Below are 22,800 nucleotides of genomic sequence, written 5' to 3' on the forward strand. Positions count from 1 at the left end.
CTTGTCTTTGTCATTAGTTACTAAGTTGTCGACAATTTCATTATGGCGAATATAATTTTCATCAATAAGCGCATTGATAGATGATGTTAGTTTGTTAAATAAGAAATTAAACCACTGTCGCGCAGGTTTTAAATTTACAGGGAATCCTGCTTCTTGATCTAATCCTTCTGTATTTTTTTGCCCTGTTTTTGCAAATTCAACAATTTTTTCTACTGCCATTTTTAAGCACTCTCAATAATTAATGAAACGCCCGCAGGCAATGGGAAAAAAAGCTGCACAAGAATTTTGTCAGCATGAGATTCTCTTGTTAAAAATTTAAAAGTCACAGACATGTCTCTATTATCAGTCACTTTGAATTGATCGTGATTGAGCACAAGTTTAAAAATCTCTTTCGTTTGATCAATATTTCCTGTACTTACATTTTTAAGAATTTTTGCCTTAATTAAATTTCTTAAAAATTGCCCTTTTGGGGTTAGACCGCCTGTTCCCGACTGCCCTGATTCACGAAAATAACCACCCACATTTGGATCATCTGTTTCACCAAACGTCAGTGCATTTTCTTGATCAATAAAACCAAAATATTCAAGCTGTGCTGCACCAGGAATAATTAACGGCGTTCCAGTCCAGCGCGCTAAAGTTTCAAGATATGGATCTGTTGCAGTATCAACATCGTAATGGCCATGCAAGTTATTCAAAAAATTAAAGCAGTCAACTAACGGGGAATTGACTGCTTCAATCATTGCAATAAATTTTTGTTTAGAACGATGCTGACTGGTAATTAACTTTTTATAATCCCCAATCGTTTTATCATCCACTTGTCACCTCGATTTGAATTAAAGATGGATCACAAAAGGCTACGCAACCAAATGGCAAAATATAATCATTCATATATTCAACGTTGTTGGCCACAATAATGATTGAAGAAACCTCATAGGTTTGGCTTTGTTCTGCACCATAGAGATTGGCAGCACCAATTAATTTATTTTGCGTAATCTTGTCACCAATATCTAAAGCATTGACATACTCAGCGAGCAACTTACGAATAGAGTCTGCTGTATCTGCGCTATAAGATTCATTTGTTGTGATTTGAAGCTTGAAATTGATGTTGACTACATCTGGACGATATAGCTTGATCGTTTCTGCATCACCGTAAACATTGACTACTGTAATGCTTGTATTTCCGTATAGAGCGCAACCCATAGACTTGTATTTATGAATTAAATTACCAATCGCTTGTGAATCACCACCGTAGGCAATCACACAAAGCGATTTAGGCGGTAATCCGTTTGCATCTGCGATAGTTTGCTTATTTTCAAAATACTTACATCGAGTGACATTCGGCAAATCAAGAATAGCCCCTCGCAATCCTTCAGGCATTGATTGAGATGGAATAGCCACTGATAAAGCTTGGCGTTGTCTCAGTCTTGCATTGGTTTCAGCATCTTGACCTATAGATGACGAGTTCTGATTATTTACGCTTTGCCAACCACGTGTAGGGTTCAAGATTGTTTTTATTGTATTTGCAGATGCTAAAACTGCGCCTGCATTCTCAGCGATTGCAGAAACAACGATAGAGCCTGACTGCGGTATAGTGATGTTCGAAGGTAATATCCACTTATTGTTATTGGTGTCGCCAACAATTCCCGCTTTGATTAGTGTTCCTGATACTCCTGATATTGTCACATCTACAGTGGAGAATGTTGCTAAAGCCCGTGTGATGCCATTAATTTTGACATTGCGTGTTAATGCTTCTGTATCCGCAGTTTTAGGACTAAATGAATTATAGGTTTTAACACAGACTGCATTTACATCATTAAAAGCTAAAGATAGTACCCCCAAAAACTGACCGTCTAAACTATCATTTTCTAGATATACATCATTGCCATATATATTCCTGTACTGCTGTTTGAAATACGCAAGGATCTGATCATAAGTCGGCGCACTTATGCCATTTTCATTAATTACAGGTGCTATTGTTGTTAGTGCCATTAGTCATAAGCTCCTGTTACTGTTGTTTGGCCATAAATGGTATTCACGGTCATTGATACGGTTAGGCGTCTAGTTTCATGGTCGAGTGAGCTTTGAAACGACTCTATTGAAGTCACTCCGTAGGTTTCTAAAACACGCTGACGCAAGGTCAATTCATATAAGTTTTTAGACTGTTTTCCTAATATGGCTTGTGACCATCCAGTGCCGTCTGAGGTATCAGCAAACCATTCTCCTATCCACAACTTGAGCCGTGTTTCTATTGCTTGGGCAATGGCTTCAGCACTATCTATATGAAAATCATTTAGACCTGATCCAAAGCTGTAATCACCCTGTTCATCTTGTTTTCTATAGCGCATAAAAAAAGACGCTTTCGCTCCCCCTGTATTTGGTTTTATTTGTTATTGCGGTGTTCCAGAAGTATCACTACCGGACTTGACCCCACCATGTTTATGACTAAATAAACTGATCGCTTTGGCAAATACATCTGAAAGGGATTTGATAATACCTGTTACTGTCAAACTTTTATTCATTTCCACATCACAATGAAAAACAGCTTTTGAGCCCAGAAAGTGAATTTCTCCACTTGGCGTGATTTGAATTTTGCAAGTATTCGCATCGTTGCGAATTTCTAGGTTTTCAGTAGAAATGTTGCTGATTTTTTTTGTTTGTGATTGTGGTTTAAAGAATGCAAATCCATCAGATAAGTCGTGTTTGCGTGTATCAAATGGATTCTGAATTCCACCTGATTGCCACCACAAATCAATATTTCGATCTGCAAATGAAACTAAGCATTCATCACCCTTATCGATTGGATGGGTAATCGTGAATCCACCAGCGCACGGAAACATTACTGGAACATCCTGAATAACAGGAAGCTCAACTGTTTCAATGTCACCTGCTTCAGTGCGAATTGGGATTTTAATCAAGGGTTGTACATTGACTGTAACCGCATCCGAATTATAACTATCAACCTCACAAGGTAATGCTGTCCAAAAATTTGCTAACTCAGCTCTAATGGAGTCTTGTATGATGGATAGTTGATCGGGTGCAAGCTCATTAAAACTCAACGCCATTAACTTACCCCTTCTGTTTGAGATGGTCGCCAATTTTCATCTACAGCATCAACCGTGATGCCAGTTTTTGGCACTACCGCATCAATTCCTATACAGACTAAATCGGTGTACCAATCATTACCCCTTGTATCGCCATGATGTTCTACAGATCGGATGAGAAACAGCCCCCCTGCATTGGTAGCCATTCTGGGATCCTTTTGCGGTTGATCTACCTCTTGGCCACCATAGGAAATATCGTACCCCTCAGTTTGTAAATTGGTCATTTCGACTTGAACACGTCCGCCCCACTTCATTTTAGGATTCAACAAGCAAGAAACCTTTAGCCCCTCACTTGTTAATTGTGGCATCCCTACCATCCCCGTTGTAGGCGTAAGCACTTGAACAGGTACTGGTGTATATCCAATCACTGGCGCAATGCTTAATGTGTCATCTGAGAAGTCTATAAGCATGTTATTTTCTTCATAGAGCTGACGTAAATTCTGTTCTAACGATCCAAAAAACACACGCCCACGTGGATATTGCTGTTGACGAAGATCCACTAAATCACCATTTTCAATTCCTTGTTTATTTGCCTCAGCAATTAAAATTTTGCCCGTGTCATCAATCGTAGTACCTGCAGGTACGCATTGATTCACTAAGGCAGCATTTTTTAATCTGTCACCACTTTGGGCAAGAATACATAGCCAAGTATCAGTAGGATTATCTCGTCCACGGCGATATTGAAAAACCCGACCTTTGAAAACGATTTCTAAAGGGCCAAGCATGTATCCACTTTCAAAAATTAAAGTAGTTTCAATACGTTCATTGTTCATTCCAGCTAAGCGATTCATTGTAGATTCACTTAGATTGTAAATATAAAATTCCGCAGCTTTCGGTGTTGAAGTGGTCGCCTGTCCAATGTGAAATACAATTTTAAAGTCGGATAGATCTAGCGCTTCAGGTTGACCATTATTAATTTGCACAGTTAATTTACACTTACGGTCCCATAGTAATGTCATGATGGATCACTCCAATACAACTGGATTTTTGAACCCAAATCATAAAACTCTTGCGACTCATCTTTATTTGAATTGGTTACAAAGAGTGAGCCTTTGATTAAGTGTTGATGTTGCTCAAGTAAATCTAGATTTGGATTCATGGCCAAACCCGAAATAATCGGATTTTCAGAACCGTCCATTACATCCAAGTACCAACAATTTAATCGATAAATAAGTTGCAATTTATAGGTGATTTTATTGAGCTGAACAGCGAACTTTTGATTTCCAATACCTAAAGTGATTTTATATAAGCCCATAATTAATTCCCAAAAATACCAGTAGCAATCTTGCTCAAAGTTGATTCATTTACTGGTGTCGCTTGAACCGTACCGCCATTGGAGACGCCTGCAGTAGTCGCTGGATTAGTTTGGTTATCAAGTAAAACAATTGTTTCAGATGATTGAACTAAGAATACTTTTTTAAGCGTCATTTCGATCATCAAGACATTTTCTGTTTGTAAATCTGTTGTGCATCCAAGCGACTTGATTAACATATTGGTGTAAAGACGTTTACCTGTAGAAATTACCAAAAGTTGCTTTAAGTTTTGAAGCTGTTGCAGTGTTTCATAAACAGCAACTAGGCCAGTGGTTTCTGATAGAAGCGAATCACCTACTAATCCATTTAACTTGCCTGCACTTTCTGACCAACCGACCTTAATTGTTACTTCAGGAGGCTCTTTATATGCATGGTCAGACATAGGCGAACCGACTTCTGTTGGATGCTCAGTAATTTGCAGTTCGTCTTTGTGCTTTTCCTCAATCGTCACATCAGCGAAAAGCCCCATTATGGTACGTCCACGACCTGCAAGCAAAAGTGAACCTGCAATTTCAGATAAAGGTGATGCAGCAACAGTACTTAAAGCAGTATTTAAGATCGAGTTTATTGACATATTTCACCTATAAAAAAACCACCTTTCGGTGGCTACTTAAAAATTATAATTTACGTTTTTGGTTTTAGGACTCTAAAAATAGCAATAGGTGTCATGCCATATGCTTCATTCTCTCTACCAAACATTTTCATCATCTCAGACATTGCAGATTTAAATTGCTCCATTTCTCCGTTACTAGGCAAAGTGATATTGCTTGAATCCAGCGAGTTTGGAATAGCATCCAAAATGCCAAGCACATACCACTTTCCAGCAAGCTTTTCACCGTGTTTAAAATTTATGTCATGAATAACAGTAGACATATCCTCGCGCGATAAGCTCATCCAAACCTGAACTAGTTGATCACCTTCAGATGGCACAAACAGATTGCAGCTTAAAGCAAATGGAACATTCTTCATAAAATCAACCAGTGGTGCAATCGTTGATTCTAGATTTTTCCTACGTTCCTTATGCGCAGCTGTTGTGTTTGGCATACTATTCATCATGAACTTTATTGTAGGGTCAATGACACCCTTCATTACTTCAATATCTGTAATATTTAAATAGCCTTCAGCTAAAACTAAATTACCCAGATTACTTGGATCTAATTCTCTTTGAATAAATCCCAGCTCATCTAGTTTATTTATCATTTCACGCGGCATTGTAGGCATGCCATCATACAGATGTTCAGATGTTGTATTTACTGTGTGATCATTCCCCATTTTTCCGCCAGTTACAGTAGGTAAACCTACAGTAGCTTCTAGCTTACGAGTATCACCAATTTGACTAGTACTTTTTAATGTATTTAGTGAACCCATGCCATTAAGCTGAGCATAGAATGATTTTATCTTTGGGTTATCAATGTAAAAAAAATCAAAGATTGATTTGATGTCTTGTGAGTCTTGCGCCACGATTTATCTGCTCCTCAGCTTTTTTTCTATGTTCATTATACTGAGATGCACTTTCCTGCATAGCTTTTTTGTAAGCTTCAGCAGCTTCTGTCAAAACCTTAGCAGCTTCATTAAATTGTTCATTTTGCTTATGGTTTCCAAATTTAAACGAAAAGTTCATGCGAAACCTCCTTAGATAAAACACCCAGATTCTAAGTATCTAGAATTAGTTCCATATGATCATAACGACTCACTATTTCTTGGTCAAATAATATATTGTGTGTTTTTAACACACATTGAGCAAAATGCATTGAAAAGAGTAATGATCAAAACGATACTCTAAGTATTAAGACTACTATTCGAGAATCAGACCAATGAAAAAATTACTACTCTTACTTACCCTTTTAGTTAGTGGTGGAGCTTGGGCGGATTGTTCAAATATAGATTCCTCTACCGATAAAAGAGAATGCTATCAACAAAAACTGAAATTTGCAGATCAAAAGTTACTATCTACTTATCAAGAAAGTTTAAGAATGACTTCTTCTGAAAGCAAACAAAAGCTTATAAAAGCACAACGTCTTTGGGTGCAGTATAAAGAAGCAGACTGTTTGTATGATGCAAGCAGAATAGATGATAGAACAGGGTTTACATCTAATCAACTTGCATGCCTTATAAAAAAATCGACCACACGTGAACAAGAATTGAAAGATAGATTAGGCGATAATTAGAGTACGTTTACACCAAAATAGCCTTCGCATTTCTTGCCATAACTGTCATTGAATTTTCTTGCTGACGCTTTACAGCGTTAGCTGATTCAATAGGTTCTTTCGCCCCATTAATCGTCATATCAGTCTTAAATTCTTGATGAATGGTAACTTTAGAAGCACTCATTCTTGAATTTACGTTATTGATGTGTGACTTGTCTGGATTCCCTGAAGGTGGTGAAAAATTCTTAATAACTCCATTAGTTTTGATAGAGTTAGCACCAGTATTAACAGGAATTTCCCTTGTCCAACTATTGCTTAACTTAAGTGCATCTTTCATTTCAGCTTCATATCGTTTTCGCCCTCTCTCATGATAAGCAGTTCGTCCTTTATAAATCGCCCTAATTTGCTCTTGAGGACTTAATAGTGAAATATCTTTACCAACCTGTCTTTTGATTTTTGGTAATAAATATTTAACAACACCACCATGCTGAATTGAGCTACTAAAGATAGCTTCCTGAACACCTCTGTTTTTTAAGTTAAATCCAGATTTTGCGTATGCTTGCTTGGCGGGCTCGAACCAAATTTTCGCAGCGCTTTTATTTTGAGCTTTCTCAAAACCTACCGGATCTGATTTAGCCAGTTCTTTCCATTTTTTATTAAAGGAATCTGTACCTGGTCTCAGTCCTTCAAAATGCTTGGCTATTTGTGGATTATCTTTAAAAAATGTAGCCAATCCCCCTTTAGCACTATTAAATTGAAATTTACCATAAGCCCATCCAGCAGGTTTTCCATTCTGATCTACATCTTTATTAGCGCTACCAATTTTACCCTCATATTTTGCTGAGACCGTTCCTAACTCTTCATGAATATCGGAATTGATATTTGCACTTTCCTTAACCACATTCTGAGCCATCGTAGCCACACTCACCACAGCATCAACCCCTTTTTGAGTAATATTTTCAATCTTATTGGTGAAACTTGTCTGATTGGGTTGTGTTGGTGATTTAATTGGTTGCGCTGTATTTGGCTGAGGTGCTGTTTCAGCAAATTTCGCTAACGCTTTTTTATCCTTAGGTGTTTCAGTTTTCGAATAACCTATTTCGCCACGTTCACGCTGTTCTACACGAATTTGAGCATCTTTGTTGCCTAGTGAGGCAAGACCTTGATCCACCCATCCGAATGCTTTATCAATACCTACCGCAAGATTGTTAGGAGGAGGAGTGTCTCTATCTTCATTAGGTTTTGGGTCTGCTAATTCATTTAAGCCGTTCTTAGCGGTATCAACCACGTCTTTAATGGCTTCAACGGGATCTGAAACAATCTTCTGAACAAAGTTAATAACATTGTCTTTGATCTTATTCAGCATTGCTAAGAAATCTTTAATCTTACTAATAATTTTATCAATGCCATTTGTCCACTTGGACCAGTCGAATAATGACTTTCCACCCTCTTTCCATGTCTTATAGTCATCCCATAGTAAGGCTAATGCAGAAGCTAAAGCCAAAATAATGCCTATTGGTGAGGCAAGAAAAGCTAAACGGAATAGTTTTAATACACCAATAAAACTTTTTATCATTGGGATGAATTTAAAAACCATGCCGAAAGCTTTAATAAATCCACCAAATACCAGAATCAGCATACCAAATCGCAGACCAACGCCTAGCATTTGCTTAATTTCAGGATTCAACTGACTAAATGCTGATATTCCTGCCATGATCAATTGATTGAGTAAGCGCAAGACTGGAATAAGAGCCTTGCCTGCTTGCATAACAATGACTTGAAAACCTGTCTTAGTCATCATTGTTAGATCACGATACTCGGTCATGAATTCATTGCCAGATTTAGCAAGATCATCATTCATACCAAGTTCTTTTTGAATATTTTGGTACTTCTCCATGTTGGCCATGAATTTACCATCACGCATAGCCAGTAATGTATTTTGATCAATACCTAATGAGTTGGCATATGCATTCGCTTGGTACGCTGGCATTTGAGAAAGCACACCACTAAGGTCTTTCATGACTTCGACACGATCTCGCATCTCACCATTTGCGTTACGCGTATCTACACCTAAGCTTTTAATTTGGCTTTCATAACCAGGGGAGTTACGTATCTTTTCAGCGAGAGATTCTAATGAGCCTATTGCCCCTTCAGCATTTCCACCTAATTGAGCAATCGCATTACCATAAGCATTAATATTATTGGCACTTGCACCAATACGTTGAGATGAAAAGTAGAGCTTATCTAATTCACTCGCAGTTTGACGTACAGCAGCAACCGCACCTGTCGCTAAGGCAAGCAATGCGCCTTTTAGTGCGACAGCCTTTAACTCAACGCCTTTCATGGCATCTTGCATTTGCCCCAGACCGCTATTATCAGTCTGAAAACCTAATGCAACCATGAAGTTGCGAATTACACCTTCTTGTGCCATGAGATACCCTCTTTAACCAATGATGTTTTTGTAAGCCACGCCAAGTGCTGCTATTAATGCAGAAATTCCGAATAAAATTGCTGCAATGATTGCTGCATTTGCTAATTTGTTACCTGCTTTGTTAGCGCCTGATTCACTCATCTTCATCACTTTTGTGTTTCTTGTATTGAAAATATGCTTTGAGGAGTTGCGGTGATTGCCAAGCAAGTATGCAAGCAATTACAGCTAGTAACAAAAACACTAAACGCCACATAGAAATATCTGCTGTCATTTTTAACAACCCGTTTAAATTTGTGATAAAATCAGTCATGTAATATCTTTTCCTTTTGTTCTTAGTCGTTCAGATGGAAACAAAAAACCCAAGACTGCGAATCTTGGGTTTTTGCTTTTTATGATTATTGATTTTTAAATTTCAAAATCACATTTGATAAAGTTGTAAAATCGCTTAATACAACTTTTTTTTATTTTTCACGATCCCTTTCCCTTGCTTCTTCAATCAAATATTCATTGTCAGCAATCACATCCAAAGCATCATTCATTAAGGCAATTTCAGCTAAATCAATTTTGCCATTTTTCAGCGACTCAAATTTACACATGCCTTTGACGACTGGACGTAAAAGCCAATCCTCTTCATCTGGAAGATTTTTAAAATCTACGTGGACTGCGCTTGAATTGCTGATGCCTTCGTAAGCAGTCCTTGAATAAAATTTGATAAGCTGACACGGATTACAGCAACCACAAGCGGTAAAATTTGAGCCATATCTAGATCATCAAACATCATCGTTTGACCACGACAAACTATAGCTGAACCACGCTTAACAACAGCTAAACACTTGTAAATAATGTAATTCACATCGTCTTCTGGCATTTTTGCAAAAGCTTCCATGAATGGTTCTAAAGCCTGTGCCAGTGGCTCAAGGTTTTCAAGTTCGCCATTGCTTCCGCTTTCAATAGACTCAATTGTTTTCGATAAATCACCTTTGGCAACTTCGGTAATAATTGGCATAAGTGTAGGAATGACTGGTGCAATTTTTCGGGATACATGAAACTGATCGAGCGCATTTAAGCGCCCGATTGTGTAATCATGACCACCAACTGTGATGATCTCATTCATAGATTAATCCTATTCGTAAGTGCCGTACTTCATATCGACTTTGATTGAATCAAAAACCCACTCAACCATTGCCCCTGTTTTAGCGTTTGTATAATCGGGAATTTTCTTAAATGCACACTTTAAAGCTGTGTGGTTATCACCTGATCCAGAGTGGTTTAAAGTGATCGTATTCTTACCCCATTTACGAGTAATGCCTTTTTGAGCGTTGTAAATGTTGAGTAATTTTGCATTCGCAGATGATGTTTTAAGTAAGCGAATAGTGACTTGGCCCGAATTATCAGCATGCAAAGAATGCATACCTTCACCATCTGCACCAATCGTCATGGTATTTTTATCGCCCGCCATTGCGAATGTAATACCTTCTTCCGCAACTCCCGCGCCATAACCCAAATCAATAACACCATCGTCGCTCGTAAATGAGCATTGAGTGTCAATGAAACTATATGTGCTCATAATAACTCCTTAACGATTAACCGAAACAACAACATCAGCGAAGTGAATAGCACCTGCTAATTTTGCTGCAATTTGAAAGACTGGGGCTTTACGTGCTTCGCGTTCTGATTGAGCTTGATCATCAAGACTATTGGCATAGACATAAAAGCCTTTAGGTAGATAATCGCCTGTTTCTAATGCGCCAAAACTATCACCATTCCAGCGACCTTCGCCCATCAATCCATTTGTCATGCCTTGTTCACACGCGCGTTCAAGTACACCGCATTGACGATTCACGCCCACAGGTGTTTGAGGAATCTTGGTTGTACTGGTGTAATAAAGATTCCAAAGCGCAGTCTCTAAATGATTTTGCAGCCAATCCAAGCCGTGAATCTCATCAATAAATGAGCCGTCACACATAACACCTTCTTGCAAAATCGCTGTGTCATTGTTGTATTCGACAAATACATTACATTTTTTAGATGCCAATGCTTTGGCTTCACGTGTTTTTAGGTTTTCCGCAGCAATACCAGGTAGTTGTTTGAACTTCAGCGTAATTGTGCTGTTTGTCGCCATGAAATTGACCGTAAACATTCGCCCAAACAACGATGCTGCTGCATAAGCATTGTCTGAAGAAAAGATTGTGAACGTACGGCGACACCCCTTCTTAGCAAGTTTGAATGCTGTATCTGTTTCAGTTGTCAACACAGTATCCTCTTGCTGTGTTGTATAACCAAAAATACGCACTGGATCAGACGCTTCAATAAGGGAAGCCACAGAATCAACTTCAATATCAGTCAAATCAGCAGCAATGGTTAAGCCGTACCATTTAAGTGATTCCAAGCACTCATTAACTGCATCTTCAATCTTTTCAGCTGTAATATCTGTTTTAGCCCAATAACCAATGTACAAAGAACGTGGCTTTGGTGACTGACCGAAATAAGCTTTAGCGGCCTTATATTCAGGGTCGTCAACACCGTAATCGTCACCAACCTCATCAATGCTTGAATATTCGCGCATACGTTCAATTGTGTCGATCACGCCACTTGTTGTGCCGAGAATTAATAATGTTCCAAACGAACGAGGGCCTGCCGCCAATGATGCCAGCGAAATACTGACATTGACGACACTAGAAACGGGTAACGTCATCGCTGACTACTCCTAATGTTTTATTTTGATTTGATAACCGAGGAATGGTTTAACTGCATACGTTCGCTTAGTTTTGCGCCTAAATGTAGCAACCACGTCATAGCGATGAACGTACTGTTGATTTAGGAAGTCAGGAGCAGTGCGTATTTCACCACACCCAACAAATTTGATTTTGTGCTTACGTATCTGTGCAATGTTTTGCGGAATAGCTAAACCATCTTTAAAGATATTTGCAAATGATTGGCCATTGTTGCCATAGAAAGATAAAAACAATTCAATCTCTTCATGACGAATAGAATCCATATCTTCATCATTTTGCTGAAAATAAGGCCCATCATCAGGTGTAATTGTCTTTATTGCAAAAGCACACCAGTCCGTACTAATCGCAGGCATTGGTGGTGGTTCTTCTTGATACCGAGGGCGAACAAACTGTCCCTTAAGTGATGTTATTCCTACAATAAAGCCTTGAAATACATCTTCAAGCTCTCGATCGTATTTAACTGCACCGTTTGGCTGGAGATACCCATCTTTAGCAGAATCACCCATAATCACCCCAAGGGCTTAAGTTCGCAAATTGCTTTAACGAAACCGGCACCATAGTGTTCATTATCCAAGACTTGCGAAACTATGTAAGTCTTACCTTTCCATAAAATCTCATCTGCATTTAGTCCCGAACTACCCGAAGTTAAAGCGAATTGCGTATGAATATTGATGGCACCTTTAATTAGTGTGCCGTCTTCACGACGATCCATATTCAAACCATTGTTTGTTGTCACAACACCTGAAAATGGATTGCTTGCAAGAGTTGTTTGCGGGCGACCATTATCACCCACAACCACGGATTTTCGATTACACACCAAATCGCTAGTCATAAAGTCAGGATCAAGAAGAACATCAGAAACATCCAAACTAGGCACGTTTAATCTCCTTATCACCTTTCTTAATGATGTATGTATGCGAGTTTCGGTACTGAGCAGTATCAACCAGTGGCTTTTCGGATTTTTTCCCACGAGCCTTACGCATTTTAATTGTAAGTGGTGCAAGTGGCATAAACTCTCCAGCATTGATGAATCTTTTAACACTCATCGTTGCTTTCATACCTGCTGATTCAAGATAGAAATACATGCGTTTAGAGTTACCAGTTAAGGCAGCATCTACAGCCCAAGTGAGCTTTTCAGCGACAATCTCTTGAACTTGCTCAACACCTGGTACTAAGTGCGGACGATCTGGAAGATTCATTGCAGGCGATCCTGTTTCTAGCAAGTAACCAATTTCAGCATTACTCATACCGCCATCTCGATTTTCCCCCTCAGGCACACCCACTAAGACTTCAACTTGAGATAATTCTGAAACAGCTTGAAGAATGTCTAACAAGCCATTTCCAGTTGCTATAACATCACTCACAATTGAATTCCCCCTGCACCGATCATCATCATGAGTTGATAGAATTGCAAACCAAATGTGGTTTGATTCCAATGCCCTGCATCGGTATTTAAAATCCCTGACACATCCATAGATTTTGAAACACTATCGACTGATTTTGATGTTTCATTGCCCACCACTTTTCCTGCATCCCCACCAATAGCTGCGGAAGCCATTGAGCGTTTATACAATGTTAAATAATGAGCAATAAAAAAGGTTAAACCTTCATCTAGCAAGTCACCCCAACGGCGCTCGTTTAAAAGCTTTAGTCCAAGTTTTAAATAGAAATTAAACTGAAACTGCGGATAAACCGTAGTATCAGCAAACATCGGCATAGATTCACGAAAGGATGGCTCATCTAGCATGATTATTTCGCCTTTGGTTCTGCTGTTTTGGTGTTTTCTGGTACTTGTGAAGCTTTGTTTAACTGAACCTTTAACGATTCAATTGCTTTGTCCTTTTCAGCACCAAGTTTTTCCAAATCAGCGATTTTTTTATCTGCTGCTTCAGACTGAACCTTTAACGATTCAATTGAGGCATTCGCTAAATCAAGAGCCTCTTGTAGCTCATGCGAATGCACATCGCTTGAGGTGATTTCTTGTGAGTGTGCTTTCACAAACCAGTGTTCAGCAATTGATTGCTCGACTTCTTGTAAGCCTGCTTGCAAGACAACAGTCTTTGCTTCCCCTTGGTCATCACGACCAAGGTTTACAGTAAGTTGCTTGCTTAAAAGAATCTGTATCATCTTAGACATGTCAAACTCCTTACAGACCGTCAGCATAGTAAGCAGTTTCAGGGTAAACCCACTCAACAGCACCTAAGCGACCAAAGTAAGTGGTCAATTGACGTAAATCGCGATATTCAATCGGAGTGCGTTGTAACGGCACCATTGGGAAGCGAACACGGTTTTCTGACTGCGTATAAGTCAGCATACGATCTGTATCACCAACACCACGCTTAACACACCATTTTGATGGTTGGATATCCAGTGGGCGACCATTCACCGAGTTGCTTAAACTGTTCGCTTTTAAGAATTCGAGAATCGAAATATTACCCGCTTCACTCACAATGCGTGATGTAAGCAAACTGAACTGAACTGGGGGTAATAACAACTTATCAGGACACACAGCAAAACCAGATGCCACCCAAGCGTTATTTAAGATCAAGTTCACGTCATCTAGGATTTCCTGCGGTGTAGCAAGTTTCCAGTTTTTATTGACGTTTGTTGCACCCACTTTTGAAGAGTTAAGCAAGCCTTCCACACCAATAACTTCATCACCAATGTAGACTTGCTCATCTACATCCATTTGATGCTTAAGTAACAAACCTGAGTATTTTTGAGAATCAACAGGACGACCAACTGCACGAGCAGACTCAAGCTCTGGAAGTGTCCAGCCAATTTGAGTTGCCCATAGTGTCAATGGTTGTGCTGTTTTACCGATATCTAACGCAATACCTGCAATAGCATCAGTATTTTTACCAACCCACGATTTACCACCACCAGATGGACCACCCGCAGCAGCAAAAGTTGAGTTTGTAAATGATGATGTTTCATCAGCAATTGACACATCAGAACGTAGATCAATGTCACGTCCCCATGTCACACTAACAAGTGGATCATGCATTGTTTGATCTAAGCGTTCTAATTCACCCAATAAGAAAGCACCAGTGCTATCTACTGTGCGCGAATCAAATGTATGCATACCCATACCATTGTCGCGTGTACGTGCACGGATAGGTTGAGCTGCCATTGCTACCGCCTGCGCTACCGAAGTAGCTAAGAGTAATTTACTCATATTTTTATTTTCTCCAGACGTAAAAATAGACGCATATAGCGTCCTCTTTTACATCAACTATACTTTAGATATTAAATGAGATTTCAACATTACCCTGTGCATCTGCATCATGCATGAACATGGCATTTTTTAACTCAATTGTGTTTGCAGCATCGGCAATTGCTTCAATACCACCAATCGGCTTGAGGTCAGTAGCTGCACCTACACGAACAAATACTGAACCTGCTTTTTTCGCATTACCTGCATTACAGCGGACAGTCATATAACCACGGCGTAAAACATCATGCATGATGCCTGATTGTGGCACTGCCGCACCCAAACCATTTAATGCTGATTGAGTTGGGTATGAACGAACAATTAAGCCATGTACCACTGTGTCACCAGCAACCAAGGGTACAAAACCATCAGTTGTTAATTTCCCGAAGATACCAAATGCACCAAAACTACCTTTAGCAAGATGCGCTTCAGTTGTTGAATGTGATTTTCGGCTCACATCGCCTGGAATGCCCGAAGGCATGCGATATAAAAATGCATTACTCATGTTTATTATCCTTTATTCCAAAATTCACGGTTACGTGCATTAATGTCGGCAGGTGTTGCAGGTGCGCGACCAAAATCACGAGTTGAAATGCCAGAGCGTACACCCGCAGTGTTATTTTTTTGTTTGATTAACTCAGATGCACCAATAAATGCAGCATCAATCGTTGCTACAGGCATTGTGTCAAAGTCAGTATAAGTACCAATAAAAGGCGCAATAGCATTTTGACCATCTGTAGTAGCATGGGCTTGTTTTAATGTCATGCGTTTTGCAGCAAGCACCGCTTTACCATTGTTTGCACTATCTGTGGTTGGCAGCTTAATACCTGGTGCTAAAATTTCCGCACGAGATAAAACCTGTTTAAGTGAATCACCCGTATGGTTTTGAACACCGTTTTCAGACAACTTATCTGTTTTTTCAGCATTCAATACATCATCTTTGGTTTCAGATTCTTCATCGTCTGAGTCTTCTGTTTTTTCTTCTTCAGATTCAGAATCTTTGGTTTTTTTCTTTTCAATTGCTGTCATACGCTTATCCATAGTTTTCATGAATTTTCGCATTTCAGCCTGAAAAGCAGCATCACCAGTCTGAGTACTTGACTCATCCTCAGGATTATCATCATCCTCTGTTTTAATATCTGGCGCTTCATCTTCAACCGCTTTAGCTAATTTCTCAGCTTCATCAGCATCTTTTGTTTTAACTAGATTGCGAATGCGATCTGCAAAACTAACTTTCTTCTTAGACATAAAACTGTCTCCAATTGAACAACGTGACCCACAACGCCCTTTATCAACAAGCGCAATGTGATTTCCAAAAATATTAGTTTGAATCCCTTTACCGACTCCAATTTCTGTGTAATCGGCGTCATAACCTAAAGAAATTTCAACTTTCCCACCCATAACCGCATCAATCGTATCTTTATCGGTGATAAGCAAATCAGCCATTAAATAATCTGATTCCACTCCTTCGCCACGGCGTACATCATGTGCCGTACCGTTTGACAACTCTTTGTGATTTTCAGGACTCACCCAATCATCTGGATGATCATCCGTAACAGGTTTGCCCTCAAAGCTCGCAATAGTCTGAGGATTAAATAAAGCATCTTCATCACGCTCAATAATAATTAGACCTTTATCATCCGCTGTGACAGGTACTTCACCATCGCCATACATCAGCTTGCCTAAACGTGCGATAGGCACATCACGGCATAACAAATAACCTTCAGGTGTGGTTTCTCGTGTACGCCCAATGTGACCAGTGGTATGGAAGTTTGATCGATCGAGCGTAGCCTTGGATTTTGGTTTCTTTTTAAACATAGTTTTACCTTTCGATAGGCATTAAAAAACCACCTCTAGGGTGGTTAATAGTCATCTGGTATTATGGGTTCAGGATAGCATCGGCAATTTATATCACAACCCGCATGCGCTCTGCGACCTGACTTTACATCAACAATCGGCGGGTCATCCCACTCATAAAACTTTCCGTTCAATTCTTGGTGTCTTTTACGTACATCTTCATCCTCACTGGTACGCCAAATATACCCTTCTGATCCTAAATTCTCTGCACGTGCTTGAGTAAAAATACTGGTAGCCCTACTCACCTCAGTACGTGCAATTGTATTCGCTCGCGCCTTGGTGACTTGACCAGTCGCCATGATCAAGCCTGAAATATCACTAGCCCGATTCCCCTCAATTAAAGCCCGAGTAGATAGATCATGAATACGCTGAGCAGCATTGAGTGGAAGTGACTTAATCAAGCTAACTTGCTCATTCAACAACTGTTGATACACGGCACCAATGTCAGTATTACGAATTTGGTCTCTCATGCCTCTCGACAGATCTTGTGCATGGATCAACCAAGTCTTTTCATCACGTAATGCTACATCCGTAATGATTCGACCAGCTGTATTTTCTGCCCAAAAATGAAGTGTGTTGCTGTACTCATTCAAGGATGCACGAATCAAAGCCCAAGTTCTCGGATCGTTTACATCAAAGCCTTTAACGATCGTATCAACATAGCCTGCAACTTTCCTAAGCTGCTGACTGTATCGAATCTCCATCTTTCGCGCCAGTTTCGGATTCATTCGATTCTGTCTCATCGTCTAATTCTCCGCGTGGGCGTGGTGGATCATCATCGGCCTGGTCAATCTCTTCATCGGTAATATGAGAAAAAACACCTGTAACCTCTGCTGATTGACGCAACTCTTTCAATGCTGTCTTTCGGCTAATCAATCCAGAATCCTCAACCTTAGTAATCGCATCGGCTACCGAATTTGCAATAGATGCTTTCTTCTCATCATCAATTTGCCAGAGTGATGCAAAGTCAAATTTAAATGTCTTAGGCAGTGGCTTACCAAGAACTGATAACGACACCACAGCAAGCAGTGTGTGCAATGGTGTGCGTAAGCGTCGCTCTTGTTGCTGATTGATATTGTCGTAGTAGTTGGATAGATCAGACTCACCTGTTGCATTTAAGCCCGCTGGTGATTGACCAAATAATCGAACTAAGGGGATTTGTGTAGCGCCTGAGAGTTGCTGCCCAAATTGCAATAAAATATCGTTTAAACCTGAAAAGCTGTAGGAGTGCGCCTCAAACTCATCATCAGCATCCATTAAAGTCATACCTTCGTTGGATTGCCATAAGCGGATATGCTCAATCTGCTTCACCAGGCCATCAAAAGCTCGACCACCAGTGGCGATAATATCTCGCAAGCCTTTGATCTTGTATGTTCGCAAGTGAGCCTTATAAACCAGTTGACCTGCACCTAATGTCGCACTATCAAAAATCGTTAAACGATCTTCTAAACGCTCAATGACTGATTGCCCCCATAGATTTTCAGCTATCAATTGCCAGTATGGTAGATTGATTCCATCCATGCGAATAACACGGCTGTAGTGAATGCGCTGATTACATAAGCCAACTGAATCGGTAATCACATCGTAGAATTTAGGCTTACCATAATCAGGGCCATATTCGGTGACTAAATCTTGCAGATCAGGCAATATCATCCAGCGATCTAAAACCAATAAGCCTTTGAACTGATCTTTACCCACCGTATTAATATTCAGTGGTGTTGAAACATTCTGTCCATCAATCAACATGACTGCAATGGCACCGCCATATAAGCGTGACCATTTGATTGTGTCACTTAGGTTGTCCCAAATCTCTAATCGGTCAAGTTCTTGGTTAATCTCCTCAACATCCTCAGGACTATCCATTCCACGCAAAGTAATACCCTTACGCGTCATATCTTCCGCTACAACGTCCACCACTTGACCGACAACCCATGAGCTTCGGTACATAGCTTCGAGCTTTAATCGATCTCGACTGGTGAAGTTAAAACCATAAGTTGATTGATCGTGTTGATTTCCAGCGCCTAAGCCCACACGTGCAGCAAAATTTTGGAACGAATCCTTGGTAAATTTAATTAAGCCCATTGTTGTATCTCTATGCTAAACGCGCCCAAACACCAGTGCCACCACGTGCCATGATGTACCCATCTAATGAATATCTAATTGCATCAATTCCGTGATTCCATTTATCTACAATGATCGGTAAAACCTCATCGGTCAGACGGTCTTTTTTGTACGAATAATTCCTAAATTCTTCCAAGGTGTGTTTGCAACGTGGATGAATGATTACTTTTTCAAAGCCTTTGATGTGTGCAATGCCGTCTTCTACGGAACCTTGCCATTTTTCTGCTGCATCGATATTGAACCCTTGACGGCGTAAATAACTAATCGTCTCAGGTCTAGAGCAGTCGCCTTTAATTGGCCAATCTCTTGCACCTGGTACAGAATCGTAAAACTGCGCCATTTCATCTAAATCAACACCAACGCCAAAGGCTTCATATTCAATATGCAACGTATTGTCGATAATGAACGATCGAATTAAAGTATTTGGATCATTGGCAAAACCGAAGTCAGCACCGAAGAATAAACGGTCTGCACTCTTCCAAAGATCATCAGCAAATGCCTCAACCTTGTATTTATTTCGAAAAATCTGTGCTTCGGATAGCTCTAAATAATCACCTTCCCATATCCAACGATATGTCGCATCATCCTGATTGGCCTGGTCTTGTCGCCGTTCAATTTCCAGCACTTCAGGGAACCATGGGTTGTCTGAATAATTCATCTCAACACCAACACCGATCAGCTCACCCGTTAACTCATCAAATATTTGCTCATGCCTAAATCGTTTGCTGGTAGCACTGTCACGACGTTCAGGGTTCCATGTTACCCATACCTCCGAACCATCTTCTCGCACTGTTGGGAGTAATTTACGCCATGCAATTTCAGATACCGTTTCAGCCTCATCTACCCAGCAAAGTAAAATACGTGCTTTCGACTTAATGCTGTCCAGATTATGACGAAGTCCAGCAAAACCATAACTAACACGACGGTTCTTAGTTCGGATGTAATTCTCGCCCATTTCGTAATAGGACTTTAGGAACGGAACTGAACGAATTGCCTGCTTAATCTCCTCCATTGAGGATTCAGACAGTGTATTCATGAATTCACGCGCACCAAGAATAAGACCACTCACACCTGCTTCAGCATACATGTAACCCTTTATAGCAGTCATAAGGGCAAATGTTCTTGTTTTTCCGGAACCGCGACCACCCCATGATGAGCGATATCGTACATTTGGCTGCGAAAATACTGGGATAAGCTTAGGTGGTAACTCAATCTGTACTTTCGCCATCTGGTGCTACCAATTCGATGATTGTGGGTTTATTGACTGATTCACCTTTTGATGTCACATCAATTTTTTTATCATTGCTGTAATGATTACTCATTTCTTTAGCCGCCTGCTCAGTCCATTTTGGAATAAGTACAGGGTTATTAGGGAAATTATCCACCAGGCCCTGTAGTAATTGCAGGCGATAACGTTTATTGGCAATCGGGATAGCTTCTAGTTCTTCATTGGCCTGGCGACGGTACTCGAAGAATTTATCTCGGAGCTCTTGGCTTAAGTCCTGACCAGTTCGTTTTGTTGGATCGTATGCTTCACATTGCTGAGGAGTGACATCTAATTTAAATATCTCTTTTACTGTCTTGGATGCTTGGGTCGGTGATTCAAACTCGGCCAGCATCCTAACGATGAATAACTTCACCTTCTTGGTAATACGTGCCATTTCCACCATTCCATCCAAGTACATCCAAGAAGAACGGCAAAAAAATATTTAAACCACTCTCAAATAACAGGTTCCACACGCATGATGCACATCCGCTTTAGCAACTGTAGGTCTTTGGTTTGCAGCATCAACCATCTCTTGAACATCTTTGCCTGCACCATAACGACGAACGACACCTGTAAACTCTTCAACATCGTGCCCTTTAATTTCTAAATTAGGCTTTCCTGTTTTTCGGTTATAAGATGGTGTTCCCCACTGATCTTTCTTATGTGCAATGTGATACAACTCATGTTCAATCAATGCGCAAAAATCAATATCATTAGCCTGTTGTGCGTATGTCGCATCAATTGTTATTAAATAATCAGGCATACCATTGAACCATTGATAAAATTGCTCTTCTTGACGCTCTTTCTTCCATCCACCCGCATTGATCATTAATTTTTCAGCCTGACCAACAACAATACGACCTTGCTTTCTAAATCCACTTCTCGCCCACATTACTGCGATTTGCGGATAGCAGTACGCACAAAGATGCGCGTGATCAGGGTTGAATAATTTATGCTCAGGGTTTAGAAATATTGATTTTATCCATCGCCATAATTCTGGTGTTGGAGCAAAGTTTGGAGTATCTAATGCAAATATCCATTCAGGTGGATATGGACGTTGTTGTATGACAAAGCCAAGTTCATTCATAATCACACCAAATAAAAAACAAAAACCCCTCAACATCTAGAGTGCGAGGGGCTTTATGTGCCGTAATACGTTCGGCAAAAGTCACCGAAGTGACGAGGGTAAACTTTTAAGCAAAAAAAATACCTATCTTTGTCATGGAGTGGGATAGGTATATAAACTCTGAATCTTAAAAAGCCCACATTTCTGTGAGCTTCTCAACCAATTTAAATCAAAGTTATTGCAATTCAGCCTTTAGGTTTTTGTAACCCTTTTCAATAAACACCAGTGCTATTTCAGCACCAATACTACTGTCTTGATTTAATTCAGTTTGTATTCCCTCGTAAACTCTATCAACCGCAAGATTGATACTGTATTTGAGAATAGTTTCAAAAAATTGTTCCATTAAAAATCCTTTCAAATGGTTATTAAGATAATGCACATCCTGTGCAAAGTCACACTTGGTCTCGGAAAACCGTAATACGACCAGTATAGTGAAACTATAGCTTAGTCAGGAAAATTTTACTAGCTTTATGCTTTAAATTCTTTGTAAGTGTTTTTTCTATACTTTTCTACTGCTTCCGCAGCGCACTTGATTGAAGTTTCTAGAGCAATAGTCATCATGTTTTCATACTGCTTCCAAGTTGAATCATAAGCTTTTAAAGTCATCTGATAAGATTTAACACCTGCTGCCAAATGCAGTCGCCCTTTTGCGGTAAAGTTACTCTCATGCTCTGGATCCATAGCAAACGCTATAACCATACCCGCAATAAGCCAAGCTAAATGATAAATCGCAATATGCTCAGGTTCACGACGCTTATCTTCATAAGCCCCATTCATCATAATTTTAGCCAAGTGATTGCGAATAAACTCATAGTCACTCTTGGCATGTTCACCAAAAACAATCACACTCGTCACCGACTTTTCCAACTGAGTTTCCATGCTTGCAATAGCACCCAAGCGATCTTGATAATCCAATGGCTTTTCCCCTGTACCTTTCGCCTCATCACTAAATTGCGGTGACTTAGCAGTGATGCCGTGAGTCAACCACTCGAATTGTTCAAACTTGTCTGCTACTGCGTTCATATCCCACCTAAACCGTTTCTAAACCTTCATTCCAAATATCAACATACCTGCATCACGCTGTTCTTGGTTTGTTCGACCCTGCCAGCCTGTAATGCGATTAAATTCTTCTGAATTCTTTTTAGACTTGGTGGGTTTAACCAATACCACCGCCAAGCCCAATGATTCAGCCATTTCTACGAGTAATTTACCTGTTGCATGGTTTTCCCCCACATTCTTAGCTATTCGCTCTCCTGCACGCTTAGATTGACCATAACGACCATGCAGGTTTGATTTCTTGTTCAACCAACCTGCTTCGATGACTACTTTTTTGATTTGATCTTGATGACTGCGGAATAACTCAACAGTTTCAGCAAAAGTTAAGTTTTTCAGCTCGAATGACTGCCCTAAGACAGCCACCCCTGATTTTTCTAAGTCTGGATCAATGCCGATGATGAGGGGTTTATTCACGCTCACCTCGCAAAATCC

The 22,800-nt window shown here is 40.0% G+C and carries 33 protein-coding genes and 1 pseudogene; 1 reads left to right on the forward strand and 33 read right to left on the reverse strand.

Annotated elements, in window-relative coordinates:
* The 10 genes and pseudogenes from EXE10_RS17405 to EXE10_RS17450 form a co-directional block, all read right to left on the reverse strand.
* Window positions 1-219, reverse strand: a pseudogene (locus EXE10_RS17405) (hypothetical protein); the annotation flags it as partial.
* Window positions 220-221: 2 nt separating this feature from the next.
* Window positions 222-815, reverse strand: coding sequence for a DUF2612 domain-containing protein (locus EXE10_RS17410; RefSeq protein WP_130114216.1), 594 nt, complete (start codon window positions 813-815; stop codon window positions 222-224).
* On the reverse strand, window positions 808-1,989 hold the full coding sequence (locus tag EXE10_RS17415) for a baseplate J/gp47 family protein (RefSeq protein ID WP_130114217.1): 1,182 nt from the start codon (window positions 1,987-1,989) through the stop codon (window positions 808-810). Before EXE10_RS17415 ends, EXE10_RS17410 begins: the two co-directional genes overlap by 8 nt.
* Window positions 1,989-2,345, reverse strand: a complete 357-nt coding sequence (locus EXE10_RS17420) for a hypothetical protein (protein WP_130114218.1) — start codon at window positions 2,343-2,345, stop codon at window positions 1,989-1,991. The genes EXE10_RS17415 and EXE10_RS17420 overlap by 1 nt, the downstream gene beginning before the upstream one ends.
* 42 nt (window positions 2,346-2,387) lie before the next feature.
* Window positions 2,388-3,062: a Gp138 family membrane-puncturing spike protein gene (locus tag EXE10_RS17425; RefSeq protein ID WP_130114219.1), complete on the reverse strand. Its 675-nt coding sequence runs from the start codon at window positions 3,060-3,062 to the stop codon at window positions 2,388-2,390.
* A complete protein-coding gene (locus EXE10_RS17430; RefSeq protein WP_130114220.1) occupies window positions 3,062-4,060 on the reverse strand; it encodes a baseplate hub protein in 999 nt (332 codons plus the stop codon). Before EXE10_RS17430 ends, EXE10_RS17425 begins: the two co-directional genes overlap by 1 nt.
* Window positions 4,057-4,356: a phage baseplate plug family protein gene (locus tag EXE10_RS17435; RefSeq protein ID WP_130114221.1), complete on the reverse strand. Its 300-nt coding sequence runs from the start codon at window positions 4,354-4,356 to the stop codon at window positions 4,057-4,059. Before EXE10_RS17435 ends, EXE10_RS17430 begins: the two co-directional genes overlap by 4 nt.
* A 2-nt stretch (window positions 4,357-4,358) precedes the next feature.
* Window positions 4,359-4,988 carry a phage baseplate protein gene (locus tag EXE10_RS17440; protein ID WP_130114222.1) on the reverse strand — a complete coding sequence of 210 codons (630 nt, stop codon included), beginning with the start codon at window positions 4,986-4,988 and terminating at the stop codon, window positions 4,359-4,361.
* A 50-nt stretch (window positions 4,989-5,038) separates the two neighbouring features.
* The gene (locus EXE10_RS17445) at window positions 5,039-5,875 is read right to left on the reverse strand and encodes a hypothetical protein (protein ID WP_130114223.1); all 837 of its coding nucleotides are present in this window, start codon (window positions 5,873-5,875) and stop codon (window positions 5,039-5,041) included.
* The gene (locus EXE10_RS17450) at window positions 5,838-6,035 is read right to left on the reverse strand and encodes a hypothetical protein (protein ID WP_130114224.1); all 198 of its coding nucleotides are present in this window, start codon (window positions 6,033-6,035) and stop codon (window positions 5,838-5,840) included. The genes EXE10_RS17445 and EXE10_RS17450 overlap by 38 nt, the downstream gene beginning before the upstream one ends.
* A gap of 193 nt (window positions 6,036-6,228) precedes the next feature.
* On the opposite strand from EXE10_RS17450, the gene EXE10_RS17455 reads away from it, so the two are divergent.
* Window positions 6,229-6,582: a lysozyme inhibitor LprI family protein gene (locus tag EXE10_RS17455; RefSeq protein WP_130114225.1), complete on the forward strand. Its 354-nt coding sequence runs from the start codon at window positions 6,229-6,231 to the stop codon at window positions 6,580-6,582.
* A 7-nt stretch (window positions 6,583-6,589) separates the two neighbouring features.
* On the opposite strand, the gene EXE10_RS21985 is transcribed toward EXE10_RS17455, so the two are convergent.
* From EXE10_RS21985 to EXE10_RS17555, 23 genes are all read right to left on the reverse strand, one after another.
* Window positions 6,590-8,992 (reverse strand): phage tail tape measure protein, encoded by a 2,403-nt coding sequence (locus EXE10_RS21985; RefSeq protein WP_228256858.1) that lies wholly within the window; start codon window positions 8,990-8,992, stop codon window positions 6,590-6,592.
* Between the two features lie 12 nt (window positions 8,993-9,004).
* Window positions 9,005-9,133 carry a hypothetical protein gene (locus EXE10_RS22070; protein WP_265937143.1) on the reverse strand — a complete coding sequence of 43 codons (129 nt, stop codon included), beginning with the start codon at window positions 9,131-9,133 and terminating at the stop codon, window positions 9,005-9,007.
* On the reverse strand, window positions 9,126-9,302 hold the full coding sequence (locus EXE10_RS21555; protein ID WP_165383041.1) for a hypothetical protein: 177 nt from the start codon (window positions 9,300-9,302) through the stop codon (window positions 9,126-9,128). The genes EXE10_RS22070 and EXE10_RS21555 overlap by 8 nt, the downstream gene beginning before the upstream one ends.
* Before the next feature lie 151 nt (window positions 9,303-9,453).
* Window positions 9,454-9,588, reverse strand: a complete 135-nt coding sequence (locus EXE10_RS22075; protein ID WP_265937144.1) for a DUF6889 family protein — start codon at window positions 9,586-9,588, stop codon at window positions 9,454-9,456.
* 56 nt (window positions 9,589-9,644) lie between these two features.
* Window positions 9,645-10,106, reverse strand: a complete 462-nt coding sequence (locus tag EXE10_RS17470; RefSeq protein ID WP_130114226.1) for a phage tail assembly chaperone — start codon at window positions 10,104-10,106, stop codon at window positions 9,645-9,647.
* A 9-nt stretch (window positions 10,107-10,115) separates the two neighbouring features.
* Complete coding sequence (locus tag EXE10_RS17475; protein ID WP_130114227.1) at window positions 10,116-10,559, reverse strand: phage structural protein; 444 nt, start codon at window positions 10,557-10,559, stop codon at window positions 10,116-10,118.
* Window positions 10,560-10,568: 9 nt separating this feature from the next.
* On the reverse strand, window positions 10,569-11,687 hold the full coding sequence (locus EXE10_RS17480) for a DUF3383 family protein (protein ID WP_130114228.1): 1,119 nt from the start codon (window positions 11,685-11,687) through the stop codon (window positions 10,569-10,571).
* Between the two features lie 12 nt (window positions 11,688-11,699).
* The gene (locus EXE10_RS17485; protein ID WP_130114229.1) at window positions 11,700-12,233 is read right to left on the reverse strand and encodes an LIC_12616 family protein; all 534 of its coding nucleotides are present in this window, start codon (window positions 12,231-12,233) and stop codon (window positions 11,700-11,702) included.
* A 2-nt stretch (window positions 12,234-12,235) separates the two neighbouring features.
* Window positions 12,236-12,604 carry a hypothetical protein gene (locus EXE10_RS17490; RefSeq protein WP_130114230.1) on the reverse strand — a complete coding sequence of 123 codons (369 nt, stop codon included), beginning with the start codon at window positions 12,602-12,604 and terminating at the stop codon, window positions 12,236-12,238.
* Window positions 12,597-13,094, reverse strand: a complete 498-nt coding sequence (locus EXE10_RS17495; RefSeq protein ID WP_130114241.1) for a hypothetical protein — start codon at window positions 13,092-13,094, stop codon at window positions 12,597-12,599. Before EXE10_RS17495 ends, EXE10_RS17490 begins: the two co-directional genes overlap by 8 nt.
* Entirely contained in the window at window positions 13,088-13,474 is a 387-nt protein-coding gene (locus EXE10_RS17500; protein WP_130114231.1) for a DUF4054 domain-containing protein, read from the reverse strand. Before EXE10_RS17500 ends, EXE10_RS17495 begins: the two co-directional genes overlap by 7 nt.
* A gap of 2 nt (window positions 13,475-13,476) precedes the next feature.
* Window positions 13,477-13,863 carry an STY1053 family phage-associated protein gene (locus EXE10_RS17505; protein ID WP_130114232.1) on the reverse strand — a complete coding sequence of 129 codons (387 nt, stop codon included), beginning with the start codon at window positions 13,861-13,863 and terminating at the stop codon, window positions 13,477-13,479.
* Window positions 13,864-13,873: 10 nt separating this feature from the next.
* A complete protein-coding gene (locus EXE10_RS17510; RefSeq protein WP_130114233.1) occupies window positions 13,874-14,905 on the reverse strand; it encodes a DUF2184 domain-containing protein in 1,032 nt (343 codons plus the stop codon).
* 64 nt (window positions 14,906-14,969) lie between these two features.
* Window positions 14,970-15,446, reverse strand: coding sequence for a hypothetical protein (locus EXE10_RS17515; protein ID WP_130114234.1), 477 nt, complete (start codon window positions 15,444-15,446; stop codon window positions 14,970-14,972).
* A 5-nt stretch (window positions 15,447-15,451) separates the two neighbouring features.
* Window positions 15,452-16,759, reverse strand: a complete 1,308-nt coding sequence (locus EXE10_RS17520) for a DUF2213 domain-containing protein (RefSeq protein WP_130114235.1) — start codon at window positions 16,757-16,759, stop codon at window positions 15,452-15,454.
* A gap of 44 nt (window positions 16,760-16,803) precedes the next feature.
* Complete coding sequence (locus tag EXE10_RS17525) at window positions 16,804-17,502, reverse strand: phage minor head protein (protein ID WP_130114242.1); 699 nt, start codon at window positions 17,500-17,502, stop codon at window positions 16,804-16,806.
* A complete protein-coding gene (locus EXE10_RS17530; protein ID WP_130114236.1) occupies window positions 17,474-18,880 on the reverse strand; it encodes a DUF1073 domain-containing protein in 1,407 nt (468 codons plus the stop codon). The genes EXE10_RS17525 and EXE10_RS17530 overlap by 29 nt, the downstream gene beginning before the upstream one ends.
* Window positions 18,881-18,890: 10 nt before the next feature.
* A complete protein-coding gene (locus tag EXE10_RS17535) occupies window positions 18,891-20,147 on the reverse strand; it encodes a PBSX family phage terminase large subunit (RefSeq protein WP_130114237.1) in 1,257 nt (418 codons plus the stop codon).
* The gene (locus tag EXE10_RS17540) at window positions 20,128-20,580 is read right to left on the reverse strand and encodes a DUF2280 domain-containing protein (protein ID WP_130114238.1); all 453 of its coding nucleotides are present in this window, start codon (window positions 20,578-20,580) and stop codon (window positions 20,128-20,130) included. The genes EXE10_RS17535 and EXE10_RS17540 overlap by 20 nt, the downstream gene beginning before the upstream one ends.
* A gap of 48 nt (window positions 20,581-20,628) precedes the next feature.
* Window positions 20,629-21,276, reverse strand: coding sequence for a putative metallopeptidase (locus EXE10_RS17545; protein WP_213073859.1), 648 nt, complete (start codon window positions 21,274-21,276; stop codon window positions 20,629-20,631).
* A 211-nt stretch (window positions 21,277-21,487) separates the two neighbouring features.
* On the reverse strand, window positions 21,488-21,655 hold the full coding sequence (locus tag EXE10_RS21560; protein ID WP_165383042.1) for a hypothetical protein: 168 nt from the start codon (window positions 21,653-21,655) through the stop codon (window positions 21,488-21,490).
* A gap of 125 nt (window positions 21,656-21,780) precedes the next feature.
* The gene (locus EXE10_RS17550; RefSeq protein ID WP_130114240.1) at window positions 21,781-22,335 is read right to left on the reverse strand and encodes a hypothetical protein; all 555 of its coding nucleotides are present in this window, start codon (window positions 22,333-22,335) and stop codon (window positions 21,781-21,783) included.
* Between the two features lie 18 nt (window positions 22,336-22,353).
* On the reverse strand, window positions 22,354-22,788 hold the full coding sequence (locus EXE10_RS17555; RefSeq protein WP_130114243.1) for a hypothetical protein: 435 nt from the start codon (window positions 22,786-22,788) through the stop codon (window positions 22,354-22,356).
* Window positions 22,789-22,800: the final 12 nt, after the last annotated feature.

The organism is Acinetobacter sp. WCHAc060033 (assembly GCF_004209125.1).
Classification (GTDB): domain Bacteria; phylum Pseudomonadota; class Gammaproteobacteria; order Pseudomonadales; family Moraxellaceae; genus Acinetobacter; species Acinetobacter wuhouensis.

What these genes read in the sequence shown, in the direction of transcription:
- EXE10_RS17480 (WP_130114228.1), bottom strand. Translation starts at nt 11,687, where the DNA reads ATGACGTTACCCGTTTCTAGTGTCGTCAATGTCAGTATTTCGCTGGCA.
- EXE10_RS17550 (WP_130114240.1), bottom strand. Translation starts at nt 22,335, where the DNA reads ATGAACGCAGTAGCAGACAAGTTTGAACAATTCGAGTGGTTGACTCAC.
- EXE10_RS17515 (WP_130114234.1), bottom strand. Translation starts at nt 15,446, where the DNA reads ATGAGTAATGCATTTTTATATCGCATGCCTTCGGGCATTCCAGGCGAT.
- EXE10_RS17510 (WP_130114233.1), bottom strand. Translation starts at nt 14,905, where the DNA reads ATGAGTAAATTACTCTTAGCTACTTCGGTAGCGCAGGCGGTAGCAATG.
- EXE10_RS17475 (WP_130114227.1), bottom strand. Translation starts at nt 10,559, where the DNA reads ATGAGCACATATAGTTTCATTGACACTCAATGCTCATTTACGAGCGAC.
- EXE10_RS17415 (WP_130114217.1), bottom strand. Translation starts at nt 1,989, where the DNA reads ATGGCACTAACAACAATAGCACCTGTAATTAATGAAAATGGCATAAGT.
- EXE10_RS17530 (WP_130114236.1), bottom strand. Translation starts at nt 18,880, where the DNA reads ATGGGCTTAATTAAATTTACCAAGGATTCGTTCCAAAATTTTGCTGCA.
- EXE10_RS17500 (WP_130114231.1), bottom strand. Translation starts at nt 13,474, where the DNA reads ATGCTAGATGAGCCATCCTTTCGTGAATCTATGCCGATGTTTGCTGAT.
- EXE10_RS21560 (WP_165383042.1), bottom strand. Translation starts at nt 21,655, where the DNA reads ATGGAACAATTTTTTGAAACTATTCTCAAATACAGTATCAATCTTGCG.
- EXE10_RS17450 (WP_130114224.1), bottom strand. Translation starts at nt 6,035, where the DNA reads ATGAACTTTTCGTTTAAATTTGGAAACCATAAGCAAAATGAACAATTT.
- EXE10_RS17420 (WP_130114218.1), bottom strand. Translation starts at nt 2,345, where the DNA reads ATGCGCTATAGAAAACAAGATGAACAGGGTGATTACAGCTTTGGATCA.
- EXE10_RS17505 (WP_130114232.1), bottom strand. Translation starts at nt 13,863, where the DNA reads ATGTCTAAGATGATACAGATTCTTTTAAGCAAGCAACTTACTGTAAAC.
- EXE10_RS17540 (WP_130114238.1), bottom strand. Translation starts at nt 20,580, where the DNA reads ATGGCACGTATTACCAAGAAGGTGAAGTTATTCATCGTTAGGATGCTG.
- EXE10_RS17520 (WP_130114235.1), bottom strand. Translation starts at nt 16,759, where the DNA reads ATGTTTAAAAAGAAACCAAAATCCAAGGCTACGCTCGATCGATCAAAC.
- EXE10_RS17535 (WP_130114237.1), bottom strand. Translation starts at nt 20,147, where the DNA reads ATGGCGAAAGTACAGATTGAGTTACCACCTAAGCTTATCCCAGTATTT.
- EXE10_RS22070 (WP_265937143.1), bottom strand. Translation starts at nt 9,133, where the DNA reads ATGAGTGAATCAGGCGCTAACAAAGCAGGTAACAAATTAGCAAATGCA.
- EXE10_RS17470 (WP_130114226.1), bottom strand. Translation starts at nt 10,106, where the DNA reads ATGAATGAGATCATCACAGTTGGTGGTCATGATTACACAATCGGGCGC.
- EXE10_RS17525 (WP_130114242.1), bottom strand. Translation starts at nt 17,502, where the DNA reads ATGGAGATTCGATACAGTCAGCAGCTTAGGAAAGTTGCAGGCTATGTT.
- EXE10_RS17485 (WP_130114229.1), bottom strand. Translation starts at nt 12,233, where the DNA reads ATGGGTGATTCTGCTAAAGATGGGTATCTCCAGCCAAACGGTGCAGTT.
- EXE10_RS17440 (WP_130114222.1), bottom strand. Translation starts at nt 4,988, where the DNA reads ATGTCAATAAACTCGATCTTAAATACTGCTTTAAGTACTGTTGCTGCA.
- EXE10_RS22075 (WP_265937144.1), bottom strand. Translation starts at nt 9,588, where the DNA reads ATGTGTAAATTTGAGTCGCTGAAAAATGGCAAAATTGATTTAGCTGAA.
- EXE10_RS17425 (WP_130114219.1), bottom strand. Translation starts at nt 3,062, where the DNA reads ATGGCGTTGAGTTTTAATGAGCTTGCACCCGATCAACTATCCATCATA.
- EXE10_RS17435 (WP_130114221.1), bottom strand. Translation starts at nt 4,356, where the DNA reads ATGGGCTTATATAAAATCACTTTAGGTATTGGAAATCAAAAGTTCGCT.
- EXE10_RS17430 (WP_130114220.1), bottom strand. Translation starts at nt 4,060, where the DNA reads ATGACATTACTATGGGACCGTAAGTGTAAATTAACTGTGCAAATTAAT.
- EXE10_RS17455 (WP_130114225.1), top strand. Translation starts at nt 6,229, where the DNA reads ATGAAAAAATTACTACTCTTACTTACCCTTTTAGTTAGTGGTGGAGCT.
- EXE10_RS21555 (WP_165383041.1), bottom strand. Translation starts at nt 9,302, where the DNA reads ATGACTGATTTTATCACAAATTTAAACGGGTTGTTAAAAATGACAGCA.
- EXE10_RS21985 (WP_228256858.1), bottom strand. Translation starts at nt 8,992, where the DNA reads ATGGCACAAGAAGGTGTAATTCGCAACTTCATGGTTGCATTAGGTTTT.